Consider the following 24,033-nt stretch of genomic DNA (forward strand, 5'->3'; position numbering starts at 1 on the left):
GACCCCACCAGTCGGTGTCCCGGCGTGCAGCCAGCGACGCGGCAGGGGTCCGGGTTCTTTTTCGCCTGAGTCGGGCCGGTGGACTCCCCCGCATCCGGGAAGATGCGGGGGACGAAACCACCCGCCAGTCCGGGGGAAACTCCCCCGCTGGCCGCGAGTGAGAACCGTTAACTGTCGACCGCGCTCCCTACCGACAACGACCGCCACGATTCAGACACCATGACAACACGACTCCCGCCAGCGCAGGTGGCCCTGCTGGAGGCCGCCGACGCCGAGACGGACCGCCCGATAACCGACCTGGCCGGCGAGGCCGACCTCAAGCCCGAAGCCGCCACCCGTGCCGCCTTCGAACTCGAGGACGCTGGCCTCGTGACGGTCACCGAGGAGGTCGAGGACTCGCTCGCGCTCACCGCGGAGGGCGAGCGCTACCGCGAGGAGGGGCTCCCCGAACTCCGCCTCTACGAGGCCGCCCTCGCTGCTGGCGCCGACCGGGAGCCGGCCGGGCTCGGCGACCTGCTTCCCGAGGCCGGCCTCGACGGCGACGCCGTCGACATCGCGCTCGCGAACTTCGCCCGGAAGGGCTACGGCGAGGTCGAGAGCGGCTCGGTGCGGGCCGACCCCGACGCCGACCCCGGCGAGGACGCCGAGCGGGCTGCCCTCGAGGCCGTCGCCGCGGGCGACGCGGACGGCGTCGAGGAGGCGACCCTCGAGCAACTGGAGCGCCGTGACCTGCTCGAGCGGACCGAGCGGACCGTCCGGCTGGCCCGGCTGACTGATGAGGGGGTGACCGCGCTGATGGGTGGCGTCGAGGCCGCCGAGCGCGTCGACCGCGTCACGCCCGAGCTGCTCACAAGCGGGGAGTGGGCAGAGGTCGAGTTCGCGGAGTACAACGTCGAGGCCGACGCCGAACAGTACCAGGGCGGCCGCGAGCACATCCTCCGCCAGACCGCAAACCGCGTGAAGGACGTGCTCGTCGGGATGGGCTTCGAGGAGATGGAGGGGCCACACGTCGACGCCCAGTTCTGGATCAACGACTGCCTGTTCATGCCCCAGGACCACCCTGCCCGGACCCACTGGGACCAGTTCGCACTCGAACGGCCCGACGCGATCCGCGAGCTGCCCGAGGACCTGGTCGAGCGGGTCCGCTCGGCCCACCTGGAGGGCGTGGGCGAGGACGGCGAGGGGTACCACTCCCCCTGGGCGCTCGGGACGGCGAAGTCACTGGACCTGCGCGGGCACACCACGTCGCTGTCGATGCGGTATCTCTCGGGCCACCAGGAGGGCGAGCTGGAACCGCCCCAGCGCTACTTCAGCGTCGAGAAGGTGTACCGGAATGACACGCTGGACCCGACCCACCTGCTCGAGTTCTTCCAGATCGAGGGGTGGGTGATGGCCGAGGACCTCTCCGTGCGCGATCTGATGGGCACCTTCGAGGAGTTCTACGACCAGTTCGGGATCACCGACCTGGAGTTCAAGCCCCACTACAACCCCTACACGGAGCCCAGCTTCGAGCTCTTCGGCACGCATCCCGAGACCGGCGAACTCGTGGAGGTCGGCAACTCCGGGATCTTCCGGGACGAGGTGACCGAGCCCCTTGGCGTTGAGGCGGACGTGATGGCCTGGGGGCTCTCCCTGGAGCGGCTGCTGATGCTGATCTACGGCTTCGAGGACATCCGTGACGTCCACGGGACGCTGTGTGACCTCGACCTGCTGCGGAACGTGGAGGTGATGCACTGATGCCCGTCGTCGACATCGACCCCGACGAACTGCGGGACCTCACGGGCCACGACGAGAAGAGCGACGACGACCTCCGGGCGGACCTGTTCGACCTCGGTCTCGAATTCGAGGGCTGGACCGAGGACGACGAGATGCAACTGGAGTTCGCCCCCGACCGGCTGGACCGGCTCTCCGTGGAGGGGGTCGCGCGGTCGCTGCGGTACCACTACGGGGACGACCGCGGCGTCTACGTCCCTCCGACGAACGACCCCGAGTGGACCATCCGCGTCGAGGACCAGCCCCCGGGTCGACCCTACGTGACCGGTGCGGTGGTACGGGGCGTCGACTTCACCGAGGGCTCGCTGGAGTCGCTGATCCAGCTCCAGGAGAAGCTCCACGCGACGATGGGCCGCCAGCGCGCGAAGGGCGCCATCGGGGTCCACGACCTGACGATGCTGAAAGGTGACGCCGCGACAGACGAGGCCCGCAGCGGCGCGGGCAAGACGGTCCGCTACACCAGCGTCGCCCCAGACGGCGAGCGGTTCGTCCCGCTGGATGCCGACGCGGAGATGACGCCCGCCGACGTGCTGGCCGACCACCCCGTCGGCGAGACCTACGCCGACCTCGTCGAGGGGTTCGAGCGCTACCCCGCGATCTACGACGCCATCGGCCTCTTTTCGTTCCCGCCGGTGATCAACGGCCGCCGGACGGAGGTGTCGACGGACTCGCGGGACCTGCTCGTGGAGATGACCGGCACCGACCAGTGGACGGTCGACCGGATGCTCAACATCATCTGCTACGCGCTGTCGGCCCGCGGCGCGCAGGTCGAGCGCGTCGGGGTGGAGTACGCGGACGGCGCTCCCGGCGAACACGCCGGGCAGACGCTCGACCGCCCGGACCTGTCGACGAAGACCAAGACCGTCACCCACGACCGCGTCGAGGGGATCCTCGGGGTCGGCCTGGAGGCGGAGACTGTCGTCGACTGCGCCGAGCGGGCGGGGCTGGACGCCGAGCCGACGACCGTGGACGGCGAGCCCGCCTACGAGGTCGCGGTCCCGCCGTACCGCGTGGACGCGCTCCACCCGCTCGATATCATCGACGACATCGGGCGGGCCTACGGATTCAACGAACTCGAGCCCCGCTACCCCGACGTCTCGACGGTCGGCGGGCGCCACGAGCGCTCCCGGCTGGAGGACGCCGCCCGCGACGCGCTCGTGGGGCTGGGTTTCGAGGACCTGCTGAACTTCCACATGATAAACGAGGTCGAGAACTTCGAGCGGATGCACGTCGACCCGGACGCCGGCTGCGTGGGTTCCGGCGAGCCCGTGACCATCCGCGAGCCCTACAGCGAGGACTACACGATACTGCGGACGTGGGCGCTGCCCTCGCTGATGATGGTGCTGGAGAACAACACCCACCGCTCGTACCCCCAGAACCTGGCGGAGATCGGCCTCGCCGCGGAGGTCGACGAGGAGGAGAACACGGGCACGGCCGAGCGCCGGACCGTCGCGGCCGTCCTCGCGCGCACGGACGTCTCCTACGAGGACGCGAAGGCCCGCCTCCAGGCGCTCGCGACGGCCTTCGGCAAGGACCTGGAAACCCCGGCGACCGACCACCCGACGTTCATCGACGGCCGGGCCGCCGAGGTCGTCCTCGACGGCCACTCGGCGGGGGTCGTCGGCGAGGTCCACCCGGCCGTGCTGGTCGAACACGACCTGGAGGTGCCGGTGGCGGCCTTCGAGTTCGACCTGGACGCGCTGTCGTAGGCGCCGGCGGCGGTTCCCCCACGACCGCTCCGGATTCCCGGCCGCGACGGCACCCACAAGACTGATTTCTGCCCTCTCTGTACCCCGGCGCATGCCCTCCATCGACAGGCGACGCTTCCTGACGAGCGCCGCGGTCACGACCACCGCGCTCGTCGCGGGGTGTCCGGATTCGCCCGCCACGCCACCCGCCTACCGGTCGTACGGCTACGGCCCGCGCAACCGCGGGACGACACCGGACGCGACCGGTCCCGGCGGCGAGGCCGAACTCGGCTGGCGTCTCGACGACGCCGCCTTCCCCCAGACGCCCGCCGTCGTCGACGGCCGCGTTTTCGCGGCGACCGAGCGCCGGAGTGGCTCGGTCGTGGTCGGACTCGACGCCGGGAGCGGCGAGGAGCTGTGGACCTACGACGCCGGCGCCCCGCTGACACTCTGGCGGCCGGCTGTCGCGGACGGCACGCTGTACTTCGTCGACTCGGGCGGGACGGTACACGCCGTCGCCACCGACGACGGGAGCGAGGTGTGGCAGCGCTCGCTCCCCCGGGAGCAGCCCGCGGCCGGCGCCCCGGTCGTCGCCGACGGCGCGGTCGTCTTCAGCCTCGGCGACCTCGACCTGTTCCGGTTCGGCGGGCTGTACGCCCTGGAGACCGACGACGGCTCGACACGGTGGCACCGCGGACCCGGGAACGGGAGTTCGAACACCCCGGCCTACCCCGCTGTCGCGGACGGGACCGTCTACTACGCGGCGTTCCCGGCCGGCGGCCGCGGCGAAGCCGCGGCGGTGACGGCTGTCTCGGTGGCCGACGGGGAAGTCGAACAGACGGTGACAGTCGACGAGGACGCAGTCTACACGGGGGTTGCGGTGACGGACGACCGCGTCTACGCCGGCGGCACGCAGGCCAGCCTGGCGCTCGACCGCGGCGACTGGAGTGTCGCCTGGCGGTCGAGCGAGGACTACCTGTTCACGCCGCCGACCGTCGGCGACCGACCCTACGTCGGCGCGGTCGGGGAGTCCGGCATCGGGCTTCGCGCCCTGGACCGCGGCGGCGAGGAGCGGTGGCGCCACACCCGGGAGGGGCTCGTCGGGACTCCGGGTCCGGCGACGGTCGCCGACGGCGTCGCCTACTACGGCGCCGGCGACGGCCGGCTGTACGCCTTGGACGCCGACAGCGGGGACCGGCAGTGGCGCTTCGGCGAGCGGCTGACCGGCTTCTGGACGCCGGCGGTCCTCGACGGGGCAGTCTACGTCGCGTCCGGAAGCGGGCTGGTCGCCCTGCAGTAGTCAGAGGTCGACGCCGACCGCCTGCTCGATGGAGTCGAAGCCGTCCCGCTCCAGGAGGTCGAGCAGGCCGCGGTTGATGTCGCGGGCGACCGAGGGCCCTTCGTATACCAGGGCGGTGTAGAGCTGGACGACGCTCGCGCCCGCACGGATCTTCTCGTAGGCGTCCTCGGCGGTGGCGACGCCGCCGACGCCGACGACCGGAACGTCGACGCGCTCGGCGACGAAGCGGACCATCCGGGTCGCCCGCTCCTCGATCGGCTTCCCCGAGAGCCCTCCCTGCTCGGTCCGGTTGGGTGAGCGCAGGGAGTCGGGTCGGTCGGTGGAGGTGTTGGTGGCGACGACGCCGTCGAGGTCGAACTTCTCCACGAGGTCCAGCGCGTCGGCGACCGCAGGCTCGGGGAGGTCCGGCGAGAGCTTCACGAGCAGCGGGCTGGCGCCCGCCCCGACCAGTTCGTCGAAGATGTCGGCCATCGCCTCCCGGTTCTGCAGCTCCTCGAATCCCTGGGAGTTGGGACAGGAGACGTTCACCACGAAGAAGTCGGCAGCGGTGACCTGCTCGTATGTTTCACGGTAGTCCGCGGGCGCGCGCTCGCGGGGGACCTGCTCGCTTTTGGCGAGGTTCACGCCGACAGGGACCTCGACGTCGAGAGCGGCCAGCCGGTCGCCGACGGCGGCGGCGCCGTCGTTGTTCAGCCCCATCCGGTTGACCAGCGCCTCGTCCTCGCGCAGCCGGAACAGCCGCGGGCGGGGGTTCCCGCTCTGTGGCTGCGCGGTGACGCCGCCGACCTCCACGAACCCGAAGCCAAGCGCCTGCAGGGCGGGCGGGAGGTGGGCGTTCTTGTCGAAGCCGGCGGCCACCCCAACCGGATTGGGGAACGACTGGCCGAAGGCCTCGACCTGGAGCCGGCCGTCGGCGACGGTGTAGCGGGCAGCGAGCGCCCGCCGGAGGGGAGTTCGCTGGACCGTCCGGAGCAGCCGGTGGACCCCGCGGTGGGCAGTCTCGGCCGGCAGCGAGAACAGAAGCGGTCTGGCCGCGTCGTAGAGCCGCATCAGAACTCGTGTTCGACGTCGTCCTGGTCGGCCTTCTGGATGATGATCTTGTTGTCGCGGACGCGGACGAACACCTCGTCGCCGATCTCCATCCCGGCGACGGCGAGCTCGTCCTCGTGGAGGTTGACGTGCACGTTGTGGTACTCGCCGTCCTCGTCTTTGGCCCCGCTCGGGCTGAGTTTCTTCTTTCGCACCATCAGGCTATCCTGTTCGGGGGTTGGCCGGAGGATACACTTAAGTTTACCGTGCCGCGCGCCCGCCGGCACCGCCCCGTGGAGGCTCGCTGGCGACCGAACGCGCCCATCGACGCGCCGTCCCTGGCTGGGGGGTGCCCGTTTGATCCGGCAGGGTTTATAAATATACTCGCAGACGGCGGCCGAATCGGGGGTATCTTTATGGTTGGGCATGTGCTGGATTGGCATGGAGCGGTGAAATCCATGGCACGCGACAACGACAAGCGCAACTTTGCGCTCCGAGAGGACGACGGCGAAGAGAGCAGTGTGTTCTCCGGCGGGACCCCACGCCAGGCGGCGCTGAAAGCTGCCCGGCGGCTCGACCCGGCCGGGTCGGAGGACGACGCCGACCCGGAGGAACTGCGGCTCCGCGAGAAGGGTACCCACAAGGTCCACATCTACGAGGGGTGGGCCTGGGAGGAGGAGGCACCCGACGACAGCCCGGACTGGATGCCCGGAGAGATAACCAAGGGCAACGTCTCCAAACAGGGCGTCGAACACCTCGAGGAGATCTGAGCCGCCAGCCACGGACGTTTTTTCGACAGGGTCTACTGCCCGGCGTCCCTCGACAGCGGTGCGTGGCTCCACCCGGCCGGACCGGCCGCACGACGCGGGGGATGACCGGCCGCTCTCCTGCCACGCGACACCACCTCAAACCGCCTCGCGTTCGACGGGCTTATACCGTCGACTCTCCTCGACTCGAGTGCGACGGCCCACCCGGAGACGGACGGCACGTCGGCCCGGAGCGTTTAAGTGGGGCAGACCCACCCGCGCGCCGTGGTACCGACGCGATGCCGGTCGATTCCGGCGCGGTCCGATCCGACGCCCTTAAGTGCAATAGGGCGCTCGGATTCGAATGCGAAGACCGCCCGTCCACTCCGGATGGGCCACGGACCTCAGCGGGCAACCGCCCGCCGATGTCGACTCGAAGGGTTTAAGACCCTTTCCGGCATACGAATAGGTCCGAACGACATGAGGATTCCACCCCTGCGGTCCGCCGTATAGATGGGATCTGATGTTAGCCCTGGTAGTTCGGTGACACCCGGTCGGTCGAGCGGTGTCCCGAACCCATCCCTTCGATAGCACCATATTGGTGCTCCCGCCAACCCACCCCGCTCTGCGGGGTACATTCCGGTTGATCCTGCCGGAGGCCATTGCTATCGGAGTCCGATTTAGCCATGCTAGTCGCACGAGTTCAGACTCGTGGCGGAAAGCTCAGTGACACGTGGCCAAACTGCCCTATGGACGGAACTAACCTCGGGAAACTGAGGCTAATGTCCGATACGGCTCTCACGCTGGAACGCGGAGAGCCGGAAACGCTCCGGCGCCATAGGATGTGGCTGCGGCCGATTAGGTAGACGGTGGGGTAACGGCCCACCGTGCCGATAATCGGTATGGGTCATGAGAGTGAGAGCCCAGAGACGGTATCTGAGACAAGATACCGGGCCCTACGGGGCGCAGCAGGCGCGAAACCTTTACACTGCACGACAGTGCGATAAGGGGACTCCGAGTGCGAGGGCATACAGTCCTCGCTTTTCTGTACCGTAGGGTGGTACAGGAACAAGTGCTGGGCAAGACCGGTGCCAGCCGCCGCGGTAATACCGGCAGCACGAGTGATGGCCGATATTATTGGGCCTAAAGCGTCCGTAGCTGGCCGGACAAGTCCGTTGGGAAATCCACCCGCTTAACGGGTGGGCGTCCAGCGGAAACTGTCCGGCTTGGAGCCGGAAGACCTGAGGGGTACGTCCGGGGTAGGAGTGAAATCCCGTAATCCTGGACGGACCGCCGGTGGCGAAAGCGCCTCAGGAGGACGGACTCGACAGTGAGGGACGAAAGCCAGGGTCTCGAACCGGATTAGATACCCGGGTAGTCCTGGCTGTAAACGATGTCCGCTAGGTGTGGCGCAGGCTACGAGCCTGCGCTGTGCCGTAGGGAAGCCGTGAAGCGGACCGCCTGGGAAGTACGTCTGCAAGGATGAAACTTAAAGGAATTGGCGGGGGAGCACTACAACCGGAGGAGCCTGCGGTTTAATTGGACTCAACGCCGGACATCTCACCAGCACCGACAGTAGCTGTGAAGGTCAGTCTGATGCGCTTACTGGAGCTACTGAGAGGAGGTGCATGGCCGCCGTCAGCTCGTACCGTGAGGCGTCCTGTTAAGTCAGGCAACGAGCGAGACCCGCACTCCTAGTTGCCAGCAATACCCTTGTGGTAGTTGGGTACACTAGGAGGACTGCCGCTGCCAAAGCGGAGGAAGGAACGGGCAACGGTAGGTCAGTATGCCCCGAATGTGCTGGGCAACACGCGGGCTACAATGGCCGGGACAATGGGATGCCATCTCGAGAGAGAGCGCTAATCCCCTAAACCCGGTCGTAGTTCGGATTGAGGGCTGAAACTCGCCCTCATGAAGCTGGATTCGGTAGTAGTCGCGTGTCATTAGCGCGCGGCGAATACGTCCCTGCTCCTTGCACACACCGCCCGTCAAAGCACCCGAGTGAGGTCCGGATGAGGCCCGGTTCCCGGGTCGAATCTGGGCTTCGCAAGGGGGCTTAAGTCGTAACAAGGTAGCCGTAGGGGAATCTGCGGCTGGATCACCTCCTACTGACCGGGACTGGGGTTTACCCCAGCCCATCACACAGGAGGCGGGGGGTTCGGAACGCCGGTCGACCGACCGGGCACCTATGAACTACCAGGGCTAACACTGTACGGCGGACGGGCCCATAGCTCAGTGGCAGAGCGCCGCCTTTGCAAGGCGGAGGCCCTGGGTTCAAATCCCAGTGGGTCCATACTCCTGGCCGGAAAACGTGCCCCTTAAGTGGGACACGGCGTTCGGTCAGGACACGACCGATGCACCACCCCGTGTGAGCGCGGGTGGGAAGGGTTGATGCAGGTCCCGTTCACCACGGGGCTGTAGATGAGACCGTGTGTACGTGCGATCCAGGCGTCCACTGGACTCGTGTATTCGAGTTCATCGGGTGGGTCCATCCCGGACCCACCATTCGTGAGTGTGACAACTCACACCGTTGTGAGCCTGACGGCTCACACATTCGTGAGTTTCACAACTCACACCATCGACGTGGCTACTGTGCCACCTGGTGGATGGCTCGGCTCGGGAGCCGACGAAGGACGTGCCAAGCTGCGATAAGCCTCGGGGACCCGCACGGAGGGGAAGAACCGAGGATTTCCGAATGGGAATCCCCACCGCAATTGCTTCGCGCAATGGGGAACGCCCTTAACTGAAACATCTCAGTAAGGGCAGGAAGAGAAAGCGCAATGCGATGTCGTCAGTAACCGCGAGTGAACGCGACACAGCCCAAACCGAAGGCTTCGGCCAATGTGGTGTTCGGGCCGGCTACCATCGCCTGACCGTCGTCGCGAAGTCCCCTGGAACGGGGCGCGAAACAGGGTGACAGCCCCGTATCGACGACCAGTACGGCGTGGGCCGGTTCCAGAGTATCGGGGGTTGGAAATCCCTCGTGAACGTGGCAGGCATCGACTGCCAAGGCTAAACACTCCCCGAGACCGATAGCGAACAAGTAGCGTGAGCGAACGCTGCAAAGTACCCTCCGAAGGGAGGTGAAATAGGGCCTGAACTCAGGTGGCGATGGAGCGACGGGGCACGAAAGGTCCCGTGATCAACGACACAGGCGCGAGCCTGCAGTAGGACTCACGGGAAGCCGGTGTTCCGTCGTACGTTTTGAAAAACGAGCCAGGGAGTGTGCCTGTATGGCGAGTCTAACCCGTTCATCGGGGAAGGCATAGGGAAACCGACATGGCCGCAGTGCTTTGCACCAGGGCCGCCGTGTTCAAGCGCGGGGAGTCATACGGGCACGACCCGAATCCGGACGATCTACGCGCGGGCAAGGTGAAGCATGGCGAAAGCCATGTGGAAGCCTGTTAGAGTTGGTGTCCTACAATACCCTCTCGTGACCTGCGTGTAGGGGTGAAAGGCCCATCGAGTCCGGCAACAGCTGGTTCCGACCGAAACATGTCGAAGCATGACCTCCGCCGAGGTAGTCGGTGGGGTAGAGTGACTGATTGCCGTGTCCGCCCTCGAGAGAGGTCGGCGCGGCTGTCAAACTCCGAACCCACCGACGCTGTCGACGCGGGGAGTCCGGTGTGCGGGGTAAGCCTGTGCACCATGAGGGAGACAACCCAGAGCTGGGTTAAGGTCCCCAAGTGTGGACTAAGTGCGATCGAAGGTGGTCCCGAGCCCTAGACAGCCGGGAGGTGAGCTTAGAAGCAGCTACCCTCTAAGAAAAGCGTAACAGCTTACCGGCCGAGGTTCGGGGCGCCCAAAATGATCGGGGCTCAAGTCCACCACCGATACCTAGCCGCGCCCGTCACACGGCGGTCGCGTAGGTCGGCGCTCCGCGCGGGTGGAAGTACGGGTGAGAACTCGTATGGACCGCGCGGGGACGAAAATCCTGGCCGCAGTAGCAGCGAAAGTCGGGTTGAAATCCCGACGGCCGAAAGGGCAAGGGTTCCTCGGCACTGTTCGTCAACCGAGGGTTAGCCGGTCCTAAGTCACATCGTAATTCGCGTGTGACAAACGGGAAACTGGTTAATATTCCAGTGCCACCGTACAGCGAAAGCCGACGCCCCGGGGTCGACCGAGCCGGGTCTTCGCCCGGCCGAACTGTCCAAACTCGTGGAAGCCGTAATGGCACGAAGCGGGTGAACGGCAGGACAGCGCAAGTCGGTTCAACCTGGGGCCCGTGAAAAGGTGAGTACGGTGTCCGTACCCAGATCCGACACAGGTGCCCATGGCGGCGAAAGCCTAGGCCTGTCGGGAACAACCGACGTTAGGGAATTCGGCAAGTTAGTCCCGTAAGTTCGCGATAAGGGATGCCTGCTCGGGAAACGAGCAGGTCGCAGTAACTCGGAGGCTCGGACTGTCTAGTAACAACATAGGTGACCGCAAATCCGCAAGGACTCGTACGGTCACTGAATCCTGCCCAGTGCGGGTATCTGAACACCCAGTACAATGGGACGAAGGACCCGTTAACGGCGGGGGTAACTATGACCCTCTTAAGGTAGCGTAGTACCTTGCCGCTTCAGTAGCGGCTTGCATGAATGGATTAACCAGAGCCTCACTGTCCCAACGTTGGGCCCGGTGAACCGTACATTCCAGTGCGGAGTCTGGAGACCCCCAGGGGGAAGCGAAGACCCTATGGAGCTTTACTGCAGGCTGTCGCTGAGACATGGTCGCTGATGTGCAGGGTAGGTAGGAGGCGTTACACAGGTGCGTGCGCCAGCACGTCGCCGAGCCACCCATGAAACACTACCCGTCAGTGACTGTGACTCTCACTCCGGGAGGAGGACACCGATAGCCGGGCAGTTTGACTGGGGCGGTACGCGCTCGAAAAGATATCAAGCGCGCCCTAAGGCCATCTCATCCGGGTCGGAAACCCGGAGCAGAGCGCAAGAGCAAAAGATGGCTTGACAGTGTCCTTCCCAACGAGGGACGCTGACGCGAAAGCGTGGTCTAGCGAACTCATATGCCCGCCCGATGCGGGCCATGAATGACAGAAAAGCTACCCTAGGGATAACAGAGTCGTCACCCGCAAGAGCACATATCGACCGGGTGGCTTGCTACCTCGATGTCGGTTCCCTCCATCCTGCCCGTGCAGAAGCGGGCAAGGGTGAGGTTGTTCGCCTATTAAAGGAGGTCGTGAGCTGGGTTTAGACCGTCGTGAGACAGGTCGGCTGCTATCTACTGGGGGTGTTTGGTGCCTGACGGGAACGACCGTATAGTACGAGAGGAACTACGGTTGGTGGCCACTGGTGTACCGGTCGTTCGAGAGAGCGCTGCCGGGCAGCCACGCCACACGGGGTAACGGCTGAACGCATCTAAGCCGGAAACCCACCTGGAAAAGAGGCACCGCTGAGGCCACTCGTACAATACGAGGTCGATAGACTCGGGGTGTACGCACCGAGGTAACGAGGTGTTCAGCCCGCGAGTACTAACCGGCCGAAGCCACCACTCATTTCCGCATGACTCATACACGAGTCCAGGCGCAATCTGGATCGCACGTACACACGGTTTCCGCATCACCACCGGTATCGGATCCCGAGGGAGTTCTCCCTCGCTGTCGCGGTTCGACTCCGCGAACCGGCGTTAAGGCGGCCACAGCGGCGGGGCAACACCCGTACCCATCCCGAACACGGAAGTTAAGCCCGCCAGCGTTCCGGCAAGTACTGGAGTGGGAGACCCTCTGGGAACGTCGGTTCGCCGCCTCCCATTCATACTCATTCCACTTCGAGCGGCCGCTCCGTGCGGCCGCCGCCTTCCCTACGACGAGTGGCGACACTTCGCCGGTCCGCTGGCGGTTCGTTAGCTATCGCCGGACCTCTTCGACGGTCTCTGTACCGGGCGCGTCGGCGAGTTGCTGCTCGACGGTCGCGCCGTCGGCGCCGGGGGCGTCGACCGACACCTCAAGCGTCACGACCGTCGCGGAGAGGCCGGGCTCGACGGTCCGCAGGCGGCGGACCTCGACGGCGCGGACGGCGCGAGCGGTCTTGAGGCGGCGACACGCACAGCTCGCGAGGTCGCCATCGGCGCGTTCGGGGACGCGGACGGCGACGGTCGCCGTCCAGGTGGCTGCTGTCGTGTTCATGGGAGATCGCCGGCGCGACGGCCGGCAGGCACGAGGGGCGAGTCGAACGCCCGCCGTGGCGGCTGGTCCACACCACTCGTGCTAGCGACGCGTCCGGCGACGGTGCCGGGTGCGCGCGGTTTTCTCACAGTGCTCGCGGCCTTTCCGATGGAGCAGGAGGGCTCGCATCATAGGGCGGGGGCCGGGGTCGAACCGGCAGGTCCGCTCCCGCTGGAGGCTCGACCGGTCGGGACAGCGCAGCCGCTGGCCGGTCTACAGAGCGAGGCGGGTCACGCCGGCCCGGCGTTGGCCGGGCTGTGACGTGGCCTCAACAGTCGTCGAAACGCCCGCGTTCACCACCCCCGGACGGGTAGTCCGGTCCGGGGGACGGTTATTCGGGCAACAGTCAGCCGAAAATGGCCGCGGGGGATAGCGCCCCGTCGGACACCGACTCGGTCTCCCGATAGGCGGCCGGGCGGCTGTCCGCCGCGGGCCAGGCCGGGGAACGGGTGGTCATGTCGGTGTCACCTCGGTTGTGAGCGCGTCGTCGGTACTGGCTGATGAGGGGCGGGATAATAATTCTACTTGGAGTGTGTGACACACACACGAACGCCGGGGCTACCGTTACGACTTTAGCCCGACGCCGGATACGGAACAGTGGGCCAAGGTGGCAGAGTCTGGCCGAACGCGTCCGCCTGCAGAGCGGATCATCCCCGGTTCAAATCCGGGCCTTGGCTCTTCTCGCGCGAGCACGCCGCGAGCGCGTGCGAGCTCTCACCGGATTTGAACCCTGGCAGTCGCGCGCAACGAGCACAGCGAGTGAGCACGTCTGCGTCCGGTTCAAATCCGGGCCTTGGCTTATACCAATTTGCTTACAATCCAAGTTCTTAGTCGCCGGTATATTCTCCGCCCGGACGTCCTACTGTCCTGCTGACTCACCTATAACTGTCGACACAACTGCCGCTGGGTGCAAGCGGCGCGGGGCAGCATGACCGTCGCCCTAGAGCGCGTCGGGCCGCCGGTCCACACGATCGACGGCAGCGAGGAGTTGCTCGAGCGCATTGCGGCCTGCGAAACCACCGCGGACTGGTCGCTCCTGTTGAACGACTACATCCAGTGGGGCAACAACACGAAGGTCTCCAAGCACGTCGGCATCTTCAATCTCGGCGCGGCCCACGACTGCGTCAACCGCTGGACCGACCGCTGCCAGGTCGGTGGTGACGAGTGCTACGCGGTGAAGGACGAGCGCACCTACGATTACCGTGGTAGCGCGTGCGGTTGGCTCGGAGCGGTCGTAGAATCACGCTGTCTGTCGGGAATCCGCGTCCGATTCCCGAACAATGGGCGTTTCCGAGAGCCGACCGCTCCCTACGAGTGCGATGACCACGAGTGCAAGCGCCGGAAGCTGGAACGGAAACAGTTCGTCTGCCAGCCCGAGGAACTCGCCGGTCAGGTTCATCAACGAGTGAACCAGCAGGACGGCGAGGATACTTCGCTCGGTGTTGTTGTAGACCCAGACGAAGATCAGCGTGTGGAGGACGATGCTCGGCAGCCACCACCACAGCTGTGGATCGTAGCTAGTGTTCGCGTAGTAGCCCGGGAAGAAGACGAACGCCGCGTGCCAGGCGGCCCACGTGCTCCCGTTGATAACACCGGCGACGAGCGGACTGAACCGTTCCTGGAGTCTGTCGAGGTAGTAGCCCCGGAGTCCGATCTCTTCAATGGCTGGGAACAGCAGGCCGAGTGCCAGCATGAACCCGAGCGTCGCGGGGTCGATCAGGACTTCCCAGACCACGCTGATCGGTCGGTCGGTCACACCCAGCGCGATTGCAGCCCCGGCGGTGACAAGGTTGAATAGCGGCCAGAATACCAGGATGACGAGCCACCACCGCACGGAGATTCGCCCGACATCGACGAGCCGTCGACCCAGGTCGCCGACCCGTTCCCTGCCACCGGTGAGCCAGGCCATCGTGAGACCGGCGAGCAGCGGACTTGCCCCACCGACCAGAAACAGGATCAGGTTGGTCCCTTCCCAGACGGACGTGTTCGAGCCGAAGATGGGAGCCCAGAACAGGTACGCCCACCCGAGATAGAGGACGGGGAATCCCCAGGGAGTGGTCGATCGTGCCAGAGTTCCCGATCGGGTTGTGGTCGTCATCTTCGTCAGCGCCCTCCGCTCCTGTCGGTCGTTATCACGGGTACAGGTACGTCCCTCATTTGCTCGGGGAAACGAGTCACTATTGTGCTATTCCGTTCGGCCCTGCTCCAGCAGTTTGCGGATGTGGCGGAGTTCGCTGAGCATCTCGCTGGACTCCTCATCCCGGTCGGCCCGGGTGTCGATTGGCTCCACAGTCTCTTCACCTTCGGTTGCCTTCGCGGGCCGCTCTCTGACCCGGTCCAGAATCTGTTCCTGGATGTCCTCAAAGTCACTGACGCCGCCGATGGTCAGTTCGGCACCCATCTGGCCACCGTAGCCCGCGGTGTGGATGCCGACGGCCCCGGCGTTCACGAGGCGCTCGATTGGTCCCTGCGAGATACCAACGTTTGTGATGCGGTTGTACGGCACCGTGGTCTTCTGCTGGAAGAAGACGCCACGGCGGTACTCGACCTCGTCGTCGGTGAACCGGTAGCCAGCGGTCCGGTAGAACGCCGGAATCCACCACGTCAGGTAGCCGAAGACGACCAGCGCGATTGCGCCCCCGATCAGCGGCACCAGCGGGTTCATCTCGAAGAGGATACCCGTGACGGCGAGGAGACCAACGATGGCCAGCACGACCGCGAGCGCGATGGCCTCGAACGTGAAGTAATACTGGCGTAGCTGTTCAGGCTTGAACCACTCGTTCTGGGGTCTCATACATAGAGAGACGTACTGCGAGATAATGAAAACACACCAACACTCTTCCTGGGTGGGAATCGACGTCCGGCTGTCGGCGTTCTCAGCAATCGGGAGCGGCCGCACCAATATATGTGATCTTAGCGTAACGTTGCCGGCATGCACTCCACGGCCAGTGAGGGCCGACAGTCCTCGCGCGGGAACCTCTCTGTCCCCGTCGTCGGCCTGCTCGTTTCCTTGTTCGGCTCACCGCTGCTCGGCCGGTACGGCCAGATCGTCGAGTACGACCGCCAGCGTCCGAGCTACACCGACATGTCGTTCGCGGTGCTGGATCGCGGCCGCGTCACCGGCTCCCGTGCTGCAGGGACCCTCCGAGCGCACATCCTTGGACCCGTCCCGGAAGCGAACGACGGTGCGGACATTCTGAGTACGGACGGGGAGACGGGAGCGGTCGATCAGTGACGACCGGCGTCGACGAGGCCACGTACGTTGGGGGACCGGCGGACGGGCACCCGATAGCGTTCGTTCACGGCGCCGGACTCTCCTGGCGGATGTGGCTGCCCCAGCTCCGCACCCTCGAGGACGAGTACCGGTTGTTCGCACCGGATCTCCCGGGTCACGGTCGTCGGGCGGACGAGTCGTTCTCCTTCGATGTCGCAGTCCGTGTCCTCGACGACCTCCTCGGAGACGAAGCCGACGAACCGGCACTCCTCGTCGGCCAGTCGCTTGGCGGGTACGTCGCCGTCGAGTACGCTGCCCGGCGACCCGCCCGGGTCGCCGGGCTGGTGCTGTCGGGTGCCAGCGCGGACTACCAGGGAGTGCTCGGGGTGACGACGTGGGTCGCCGGACTCCTCAACTGGATCCGGTCGGCAATCGGACCGCTCGACCGTCGCTTCCGTGAGGGCGTCAAAACCGACCTCGAAGACGGACCCCTCCCGCCAGATATCGTCGGGGCCGTCGTCGACGGTGGAATCTCGCTGGCTGGCTACGGGCAGGGAGCGATGGCGATGGCGGGCGTCGACTTCCCGACAAAACTCCGAACTTTCGATGACCCAGTCCTCCTGCTGAACGGAGCAGAGGACCGCCTCAATCCCGACGCCGCCGAAACACTCGCGCCGACGCTCTCAGCGGCGGAGACTGACGTGATCCCGGATGCAGGACACACTTGCAGCATCGAGCGTCCCGACGAGTACACAGCGATCGTCCGGGAATTCGCCGCCGAACGCGTTTGGGCGGGTGCCGGGGAAGTGACCGACGGATTCGGGTCTGAAGCATAAAACTCACTGCGGTGATGCTGTTGCTCTTAGTTGACTACACGACAGAGAGGGACGTTCTTGAGCGGGTCACGTTCGGCGTCTTACAGTGGCTCTCACTCGTGAGACCCGATGTTCCGTCTTTCACCGTACTGCACGCTATGCGCGTTACACGTACAATGGCTTCGGTAAACGCGGGCCTGCAACAGAACAGTGTGCGAACAGACGATGACGGCGCTGTATCCTCGCCCTACTGCGCTACTCGGTCTTCGGCCTGCGTCGCTCGTTGAGGACGGGGGCTTAGCGCCTGTATTTAGCTAAACCGTTCGTACCGATTGAATGCTGGATCGTTCTGTGGGGGCTCGATTGGGTGTGGTGGCCCCGTTGAACACATCGGGCGGTGATCGGTTGCAGCGGTCGTGCTGAATACAGGGCGTCTGTCGCTCACTGTCCTTCGGATTCGAGCCGTTAGTGAAGACCATCGTGGGTATGTAAGACGAATCTGTTGTAGAGAACGTGTCGCCATCGGGTGGTTTTCTTTTAGTTACGTCTTAATAACGTCTTACGAGATTATATGTTGATGAAGTCCGAATAGTGGGGTATGTCCGACAGTAGCCGCAAGTCAACGGGGGGTGACCAGTCTTTTCCGCTTGAGATTCCGAAGACTATCCTGTCGTGTCCTGAACTGGACCAGATCTTGGATCACCTGTCTACACGCCACCGCCGTCTGATCCTCCTGTCATTGACGCACGGGGGTTCAACGACGGAGACCGACGTCATGATTCGAGGAACGGGCGATGAACGGGCTGAGGAGATACAGCTCGTGCACAACCACTTACCGAAATTGGAAGACGCGGGGTACATCACGTGGGACCGAGACACTGGACAAATCTCCAAAGGACCGCGCTTTGACGAGATCGAACCACTCCTCGAACTGATCGAAAAGCACGCCGACGAACTGCCCCCCGACTGGCCCTGACTCATACGACCCCAGTGCACCGGGTTCCCGGAGACGTACGCACTGCGATATCTTGCATGCCATTCTTGACAGGACCCGGGTAAATCGGTGACCAAAGTAGCATATCCGCGCTCTGCATCTACCAATTCCACCCGACAGGACAGCACAGGAATTCAGTTCCGGAGTGCACCCGGAACCGCCTCGCCATCGATCGTCGGCACCTCACTATCCAGTAGCGAGCGGTGGCGGTCGGCGACGTCGAGGATCCGCGTCTCGACCTGGTTGGGGTCGTCCTCGCGGATCCCGATAAGCGTCAACGTCAGGCCCTCCTCGCCCGGGGCACCAGCCACACGGAGCTGGTCGATATCCTCGAAGGTGACTGTCGTCCAGCCGTCGGCGGTCAACACCTCCAGACGGACGGTGCGCACGCGTGGCGGTTTGCGGGCGGGGGATATCTATCCGATGGTCGATGGCGTCGTCCGGTGGCCAGGTTGTGAACTCCTGCCGGCAACCCGAGCGTCGACCCTTAGCCGTCGCGGGAGGGACGGGCTACGCTTCCCACTCGTCCCGGTTGCAGGCCGGGCACAGGAACTGGTCTGCCCGGACCGCTCGGTCGGTACCGGGCTCGAGGGTCGTTTCACAGCCCGCACAGATGGCTGGGTACCGCTGGGAGAGTATGTCCTGTGGCTGGCCGGCGATCTCGATGGGGACGGCCTCCGCGAGGTGACACGCGGCACACAGCGGGTGGTCCGGTGGCCGCTTGGCGGGGTCGATATCCAAGGTGTGCTCGTCTGGGGGGCAGGCATCCTCGACGGTGGGTGCGTCTTCGTCGGTCGGGAAGCGCTCGTAGGGGTCGGGGAGGACACCGTCGGCGAGGGCTTCGTCCCACACGATGCCGTCCTCGTACTGGAGAATCGCGACGTCGGCGCCGCTCAGACCGTGATGTTAGCGCTGACGGTTTTGACCTGCGTGTAGTTGTCCAGTCCTTCCAGTCCCTTGTCCCGCCCGAAGCCGCTCTGCTTGTAGCCACCAAACGGCGAGCCTTTGCCGCCCGCTGCCCACTCGTTGATGTATATCTGCCCAGCCTTCACGTCACGTGCGAACCGGTGTGCCCGCCCGATGTCGCTGGTGAACACCCCGGCGACGAGTCCGTAGTCGACATCGTTTGCGAGTTCGATGGCCTCCTCCTCGTCGGCGAACGACAGCACCGACAGCACCGGCCCGAATATCTCCTCCTGGGCGACCCTTGCGTCCCGGTCGTCGACCTCGAAGACGGTCGGCTCGACGAAATACCCCGCGCGGTCAAGCGTTTCGCCGCCCACGAGCGGAGCACCGGCTGCTGCCTCCCCGGCCTCGAGATACCGCTCCACCTTCTCGAACTGGGCCTCCGAGACCAGCGGGCCGACATCCGGGTCGTCCGTTCCCGGGCCGACCGACAGCCCCTCGGTCGCCGCGACCAGGTGGTCGAGTGCCTCCTCGTAGATGTCCTCGTGGAGCAGGAGCCGGGACGACGCGAGACAGATCTGTCCCGTCGTGGCGACGAAAATTCCGGCGACGGTGTTTCTGATGGCGTTTTCGAGGTCCGCATCCGGGAAGACGACACTCGGGCTCTTGCCCCCCAGCTCCAGGTGGACGGGGTTGATGTTGTCGACGGCCCGTTTGGCGACCTCCCGGCCCGTCGCGACCGAGCCGGTGAAGCTCACCCCGTCGACGTCCGGGTGGCCGGCAAGCGCCGCACCGGCACCCGACCCGTAGCCGGGGACGACGTTCAACACGCCCGGCGGGACGCCGGCCTCCAGCGCGAGCGTTCCGACTTCGAGTGCGGTGACCGGGGTGTACTCCGCGGGCTTGACGACCGCTGCGTTCCCGGTCGCGAGCGCCGGAGCCACGCTCCGGGCGAAGAGGTCCAACGGGTAGTTCCAGGGCACGATGTGTGCCGTCACGCCGAGGGGCTCGCGCACCGTGAAGTCGACGTGGGCCGGGCCGAGCGGGACCGACTCCCCCTGAACCTTGTCGGCCAGCCCGGCGTAGTACTCGAAGTACCGGGCACAGCCCTCGACCTCGGACTCGGCCTGTGAGAGCGGCTTGCCGTTCTCGAGTGTCACCAGCCGTGCGAGCCGGTCGCTGTGCTCGCGGACCGCTCCCGCCAGGTCGGTGAGGACTCGCCCCCGGTTCTGTGGCTCCTGGCGCCACCAGTCCTCGAACGCGGCCGCGGCGTCCGCCACGGCGTGGTCGATATCCGACTCGTCGCCCATCTCGATGTCGACGAGGGGCTCCTCCGTCGCCGGGTTCCTGCTGGTGTAGGGCTCACCGTGCCCGGGGACTGTCTCGCCCCCGACCAGCGGGCGGTACCGGTCGCGGAGGACGTCGTGCGTGACTGTCTCTGACATGCCACGAGCCGGATAGGACGCCATCCGCATAATTGTACCTGTCGTGACACCGGAGCCGCGTGCGGGCCGGGAAGTGGCGCCGGACTCCCACCCCGGCTGCTCGGTCCGGTCAGCGGTCCGCCACGAAGTCGGCGAACTCCCGCGGGGTCATCTCGCCCTCGTAGGGGAGGCCGACGTCGAGCAGGTTGTGCTCGTCGGTCTTCCCCGCCCAGGGCTCTGGAACCGGACTGAGCCCCGACAGGTCGCTCGTCCAGTTCATCCCCCTGGCGTCGGCGAGGTAGTCGGCGTATCCCGACTCCGGGGCCGTCTCCTCCGGGATCTCCGACCACCCGTGGCCGAACATGATCTGGTTTGGCATCTGCTCTTTGGCGACCCCGCCGTGCATCCGGTAGTAGAACTCCGAGGTCATCGGCGGCAGCTCGAACAGGTCCAGCTCGTCGCGGGCGAGTTCGAAGGTGCCCGTCGCGCGCAACAGCGGCACGATCATGCCGGCGTAGTAGGTCATCGCGCCGTTCATGATCTTCTCGCGTCGGGAGAGTGGCGTGGCGCGCTCGTACCACGCGGTGACGGCTTCGTTCGCCCGCTCCGAGAGGTCAAGCAGGTCGTCCATGCTCGGCCGCTCGAGCTCCGACAGCGGCAGTGGCTCGACCCCTTCCGGCTCCCGCCGGATGAAGACAGCGGCCCGTTCGACCGACTCCATGTAGTCCGAGGGATGGGTGAACGCCGTCAGCGGGACGCGGATCTCCTGGAGTCCGAGGTCGTCCGGCTCGATGACCATCGCCACCACCAGCGAGAACGGGAGGTCGCGGCTCTCGGCGATGTCGTTCCAGGGCAGGTAGGGCCGGCTGAGCCCGATCTCCCGGACGACCATCGGCTTGCCGTCCTCGACGAAGTACGGGCCGTGGTCTGCCTGGCCGACCCGGTTGTCGTAGTGCAACAGGAACGAGAACAGCTCGGCGGCGGCCATCGTCTGTCGCAGTTGCGCCCGGTCCCCGGGCTCGAATTCGGAGAGGTGGTCGGTGATGAACTCGACGACGTCGTCGCTTTTGGCCTGTGCGACGTACCGGTTCTGGCTCGGCAGGAGGTAGCCGTCCTCGTCACGGGAGGCGTAACAGAGCGCGGCCGCGGCGGTGTAGGCCGTCTTCTTCTTGTCGACGTGGACCGGGTCGTCGGCGTCCACCAGCCCGAGCTCCTCGAGCCCGATACAGCCAAAGCCCGACGGGACGAAGATGCTCCAGCCGATGCTGTTGTAGTCCGCGGCCCCCAGCTCTTCCCGGCCCTTTCGGGCGACGTCCATGAGCCCCTCGAGGCCGACCTTGTCGATGATGAGCTTCAGAAACTCCGGCCACCGCTGGATGGCGTAGGTCGTCGAGAGGAACTCGTACTCCTGGCGGGGGATGATCTCCGACTCCCCCTCCGTCGCCCGGAGCGCGAGCAGGTCGTAGGTGTTCCAGGCGTAGTAGTTGATCAGGTCGTTGAACTCCTCGGCGGTGAACCCCCGCTTGAAGTGTTCGCGGGTGACGTTCCCGTCGAGCAGCCCGGTGTCGAGGTACGACCGCATCTGTCGCTCGCCGGCGATGCCGCCCCAGACCATGTCGCCGCCGTACACCTCCTGCATCCGGCTGTAGGGGATCTCGGTGTTGATCTGGAGTCCGTCGGCGTCGGGAGCGAACTGCTGGAGGTACCCGTAGTCCGCGAACTCGTCTTCGTGTTCCTGCACGTACTCGACGACGTCGGTCATACCTCGAACACCTCTCCTTTGATCTGCCCCTCTGCTGTCTCGGTCTCGAACGCGACCGTTCGCCCGTCGAGTACCTCCCCCCACTCCTCGAAGAACGCGTCCGTGTCCGGCTCGCTGTCGACCAGGCCCTCCGCCGGCTCGAGACTCATGATACACGGGATGTTGTACTCCCGCGAGACGATCCCGAGGTGGCTCTGTGGCGCCCCTTCCATCGTGATCAGCCCGCCGACCCCGTTGGCCAGCAGCGGCGAGGCGAAGGCGCTCGTCCCCGCACGGACGCACCCGACCTTGTCCGAGAGGTCCTCGCTCGTCAGGTCGATCACCTCCCTGGGAGTCTGTACGTGGTTGACCGTCCCTTCGACCGTGGAGTCGATGTCTATCACGGCGATACCCTCACCCAACTTGGTCTTAGACATGTGTCACCAACACACACGGGAGTGATAAGTATTTTTTGCGGTGTAACTCCGGATGAGCGACAGGATCTCGGTGTGGTCGGCGAAGCCGAGCGGTGACTTCGGACCCGTCAACTGGACTCGAGTTCCCGGCGTTTGATCTTCCCGCTGGAGGTCTTGGGCAGGTCGTCCACGAACTCGACTTCCCGGGGATACTCGTGTTTGGAGAGCTCCGACCGCGCGAACTCCCGGATGTCGTCCGCGAGTCCCTCGCCCGGCGTCGCGGATTCCGCCACCGTGACGTACGCCTTGACGACCTCGCCGCGGGTCTCGTCGGGGATACCCACGACGCCGGCCTCCTTGACCGCGTCGTGTTTGACCAGTGCCTCCTGCACCTCCTCGGGCCCGATCCGGTAGCCGGCCGAGATGATGACCTCGTCTTTCCGGCTGACGTACCAGTAGTAGCCGTCCTCGTCCCTGCGGGCGAGGTCGCCGGTGCGGTACCACTGCCCCTGGTAGGTGCGGACGGTCTCGTCGGGGTTGCCCCAGTAGACCCGTGTGGTCCCCGCCGAGACGTCGCTGCGCCGGACACAGATCTCGCCGATGTCGCCGTCGTCGACCTCGTTGCCGGCTTCATCCAGCAGCGTGACGCGCATCCCCGGCAGCGGCTTGCCCGCGCTTCCCGGTTTGACCTCCCAGTCCTCGAAGGAGTAGTTACAGAGCAACATCCCCGCCTCTGTCTGGCCGTAGGCGTCCAGCGGTTTCGTCCCGAACACCTCGTCGCACCACGCGACGGACTCCTCGTCGAGGGCCTCCCCGGCCGAGACGAGCACGCGGACGTCGGTGTCGTACTCCCGGGGGTCGACGTCCGCTCCCCGCACCTGCCGGAGTGCCGTCGGCGGACACATGAGGTTCGTCACTTCGAACTCCTCGAGGGTCTCGAGGAAGCTGACGGGGTCGAACGAGCCGCGGTACGTCGCGATCCCGGTGTCGCGGACGCCGACGGACATCGTCGCGCCGAGGCCGTAGGACCACGCCGGCGACGCCGCCACGAAGTAGTTGTCCTCGGGCCGCAGGTCGACCACGTAGTCGTTGTAGCCGCTCCCGTGGACGATCCGTCTGTGCCGGGTGGGGACGCCCTTTGGCTGACCGGTCGTCCCGGAGGTGTACTTCAGCGTGTAGATGTCGTCCGGGTGGGTGTCGACCGTCTCGAACTCGGCCTCGTGGGCGCGGACGCGGTCGTAGGCGTCGACGGCGAACTCGCCGTCGACCCCCGCTTCCGGTGTGTCGGACCCGGGGCCGTCGACGACCACGACCCGCTCGAGGTCTGGGAACGCCTCGTCGGGGAACGCGTCGGCGTACTCCCGGGCGAGAAACAGGACGCTCGTCCCGGAGTCGGCCAGCCGGTAGGAGAGCGCTTCGGGCCCGAACAGCGGGGTGAGCGGGACGTAGATCCGGCCGGCCTTGACCGTCCCGAAGATGGCCGCGTACAGTTCGATGCGTGGCGGCAGCATGGCGGCGACCCGGTCGGCCCGGGCGGTGTGTTCCGCGAGGTAGTTCCCGACCCGGTTGGCGGCGTCGTTGAGCGCCGCAAACGAGTACGAGAGCGTCTCTCCGGTCTCGAAATCCGCGATCCGGACCGCCGTCTCCTGGGAGTTCGCGTGGCGACCGACCGACTCCTGTGCGACGTTCAGCGACTCGCGGTCGCCCTCGGTGACGACCTCGTCCCAGGCTGCCTCCGGGTCGTGCAGGTCGGACACCGCGTCATACGTGCTATCGTATCCCATATGTTCTCCCCCGTTCCGGGCCCTCCACAATGATAAT

Annotated in this window: 18 protein-coding genes, 2 tRNA genes and 3 rRNA genes; 12 read left to right on the forward strand and 11 right to left on the reverse strand. The window is 65.7% G+C overall.

Annotated elements, in window-relative coordinates:
- Positions 1 to 219 precede the first annotated feature (219 nt).
- The 3 genes from pheS to GN153_RS14165 all read left to right on the forward strand — a co-directional run bounded on the left by pheS (position 220) and on the right by GN153_RS14165 (position 4,761).
- Positions 220 to 1,737 (forward strand): phenylalanine--tRNA ligase subunit alpha, encoded by a 1,518-nt coding sequence (gene pheS, locus GN153_RS14155; RefSeq protein ID WP_159903920.1) that lies wholly within the window; start codon positions 220 to 222, stop codon positions 1,735 to 1,737.
- Positions 1,737 to 3,482: a phenylalanine--tRNA ligase subunit beta gene (gene pheT, locus GN153_RS14160; RefSeq protein WP_159903922.1), complete on the forward strand. Its 1,746-nt coding sequence runs from the start codon at positions 1,737 to 1,739 to the stop codon at positions 3,480 to 3,482. Before pheS ends, pheT begins: the two co-directional genes overlap by 1 nt.
- 91 nt (positions 3,483 to 3,573) lie before the next feature.
- Positions 3,574 to 4,761 (forward strand): outer membrane protein assembly factor BamB family protein, encoded by a 1,188-nt coding sequence (locus tag GN153_RS14165; RefSeq protein WP_159903924.1) that lies wholly within the window; start codon positions 3,574 to 3,576, stop codon positions 4,759 to 4,761.
- On the opposite strand, the gene GN153_RS14170 is transcribed toward GN153_RS14165, so the two are convergent.
- On the reverse strand, positions 4,762 to 5,811 hold the full coding sequence (locus tag GN153_RS14170; RefSeq protein WP_159903926.1) for a quinone-dependent dihydroorotate dehydrogenase: 1,050 nt from the start codon (positions 5,809 to 5,811) through the stop codon (positions 4,762 to 4,764).
- Entirely contained in the window at positions 5,811 to 6,008 is a 198-nt protein-coding gene (locus tag GN153_RS14175; RefSeq protein WP_159903928.1) for a hypothetical protein, read from the reverse strand. Before GN153_RS14175 ends, GN153_RS14170 begins: the two co-directional genes overlap by 1 nt.
- Positions 6,009 to 6,248: 240 nt before the next feature.
- On the opposite strand from GN153_RS14175, the gene GN153_RS14180 reads away from it, so the two are divergent.
- The 5 genes from GN153_RS14180 to rrf all read left to right on the forward strand — a co-directional run bounded on the left by GN153_RS14180 (position 6,249) and on the right by rrf (position 12,287).
- Entirely contained in the window at positions 6,249 to 6,560 is a 312-nt protein-coding gene (locus GN153_RS14180; RefSeq protein WP_159903930.1) for a non-histone chromosomal MC1 family protein, read from the forward strand.
- Positions 6,561 to 7,172: 612 nt separating this feature from the next.
- Positions 7,173 to 8,643, forward strand: a 16S ribosomal RNA gene (locus tag GN153_RS14185).
- A 114-nt stretch (positions 8,644 to 8,757) separates the two neighbouring features.
- A tRNA-Ala gene (locus GN153_RS14190) sits at positions 8,758 to 8,829 on the forward strand.
- A gap of 285 nt (positions 8,830 to 9,114) precedes the next feature.
- Positions 9,115 to 12,032, forward strand: a 23S ribosomal RNA gene (locus GN153_RS14195).
- 133 nt (positions 12,033 to 12,165) lie between these two features.
- A 5S ribosomal RNA gene (gene rrf / locus GN153_RS14200) occupies positions 12,166 to 12,287 on the forward strand.
- The 16S, 23S and 5S rRNA genes sit together here with 1 tRNA gene alongside, the layout of an rRNA operon.
- A 97-nt stretch (positions 12,288 to 12,384) precedes the next feature.
- On the opposite strand, the gene GN153_RS14205 is transcribed toward rrf, so the two are convergent.
- A complete protein-coding gene (locus GN153_RS14205) occupies positions 12,385 to 12,663 on the reverse strand; it encodes a hypothetical protein (protein WP_159903932.1) in 279 nt (92 codons plus the stop codon).
- A gap of 640 nt (positions 12,664 to 13,303) precedes the next feature.
- Between GN153_RS14205 and GN153_RS14210 the strand changes: the two genes are divergently transcribed.
- Positions 13,304 to 13,379: transfer RNA gene (locus GN153_RS14210), tRNA-Cys, on the forward strand.
- Positions 13,380 to 13,942: 563 nt separating this feature from the next.
- On the opposite strand, the gene GN153_RS14215 is transcribed toward GN153_RS14210, so the two are convergent.
- Positions 13,943 to 14,800: a CPBP family intramembrane glutamic endopeptidase gene (locus tag GN153_RS14215; protein WP_159903934.1), complete on the reverse strand. Its 858-nt coding sequence runs from the start codon at positions 14,798 to 14,800 to the stop codon at positions 13,943 to 13,945.
- Positions 14,801 to 14,887: 87 nt separating this feature from the next.
- The gene (locus GN153_RS14220) at positions 14,888 to 15,496 is read right to left on the reverse strand and encodes a PH domain-containing protein (protein ID WP_159903936.1); all 609 of its coding nucleotides are present in this window, start codon (positions 15,494 to 15,496) and stop codon (positions 14,888 to 14,890) included.
- 138 nt (positions 15,497 to 15,634) lie between these two features.
- Between GN153_RS14220 and GN153_RS14225 the strand changes: the two genes are divergently transcribed.
- From GN153_RS14225 to GN153_RS17720, 3 genes are all read left to right on the forward strand, one after another.
- The gene (locus GN153_RS14225) at positions 15,635 to 15,937 is read left to right on the forward strand and encodes a hypothetical protein (RefSeq protein WP_159903938.1); all 303 of its coding nucleotides are present in this window, start codon (positions 15,635 to 15,637) and stop codon (positions 15,935 to 15,937) included.
- Complete coding sequence (locus GN153_RS14230; protein ID WP_159903940.1) at positions 15,934 to 16,752, forward strand: alpha/beta fold hydrolase; 819 nt, start codon at positions 15,934 to 15,936, stop codon at positions 16,750 to 16,752. Before GN153_RS14225 ends, GN153_RS14230 begins: the two co-directional genes overlap by 4 nt.
- A 577-nt stretch (positions 16,753 to 17,329) precedes the next feature.
- Positions 17,330 to 17,707: a DUF7344 domain-containing protein gene (locus tag GN153_RS17720; protein ID WP_236544826.1), complete on the forward strand. Its 378-nt coding sequence runs from the start codon at positions 17,330 to 17,332 to the stop codon at positions 17,705 to 17,707.
- Positions 17,708 to 17,859: 152 nt separating this feature from the next.
- On the opposite strand, the gene GN153_RS14240 is transcribed toward GN153_RS17720, so the two are convergent.
- From GN153_RS14240 to GN153_RS14265, 6 genes are all read right to left on the reverse strand, one after another.
- A complete protein-coding gene (locus GN153_RS14240) occupies positions 17,860 to 18,114 on the reverse strand; it encodes a hypothetical protein (RefSeq protein WP_159903942.1) in 255 nt (84 codons plus the stop codon).
- Positions 18,115 to 18,235: 121 nt separating this feature from the next.
- Positions 18,236 to 18,577: a hypothetical protein gene (locus GN153_RS14245; protein WP_159903944.1), complete on the reverse strand. Its 342-nt coding sequence runs from the start codon at positions 18,575 to 18,577 to the stop codon at positions 18,236 to 18,238.
- A 41-nt stretch (positions 18,578 to 18,618) separates the two neighbouring features.
- Positions 18,619 to 20,076: an aldehyde dehydrogenase family protein gene (locus GN153_RS14250; protein WP_159903946.1), complete on the reverse strand. Its 1,458-nt coding sequence runs from the start codon at positions 20,074 to 20,076 to the stop codon at positions 18,619 to 18,621.
- A 109-nt stretch (positions 20,077 to 20,185) separates the two neighbouring features.
- Positions 20,186 to 21,817 carry a hypothetical protein gene (locus tag GN153_RS14255; RefSeq protein WP_159903948.1) on the reverse strand — a complete coding sequence of 544 codons (1,632 nt, stop codon included), beginning with the start codon at positions 21,815 to 21,817 and terminating at the stop codon, positions 20,186 to 20,188.
- Positions 21,814 to 22,233 (reverse strand): PEP-utilizing enzyme, encoded by a 420-nt coding sequence (locus tag GN153_RS14260; protein ID WP_159903950.1) that lies wholly within the window; start codon positions 22,231 to 22,233, stop codon positions 21,814 to 21,816. Before GN153_RS14260 ends, GN153_RS14255 begins: the two co-directional genes overlap by 4 nt.
- Before the next feature lie 107 nt (positions 22,234 to 22,340).
- Entirely contained in the window at positions 22,341 to 23,996 is a 1,656-nt protein-coding gene (locus tag GN153_RS14265) for an acyl-CoA synthetase (protein ID WP_159903952.1), read from the reverse strand.
- Positions 23,997 to 24,033: the final 37 nt, after the last annotated feature.

It is taken from the genome of Salinirussus salinus, assembly GCF_009831455.1.
In the GTDB taxonomy this organism is placed as follows: Archaea; Halobacteriota; Halobacteria; order Halobacteriales; family Haloarculaceae; genus Salinirussus; species Salinirussus salinus.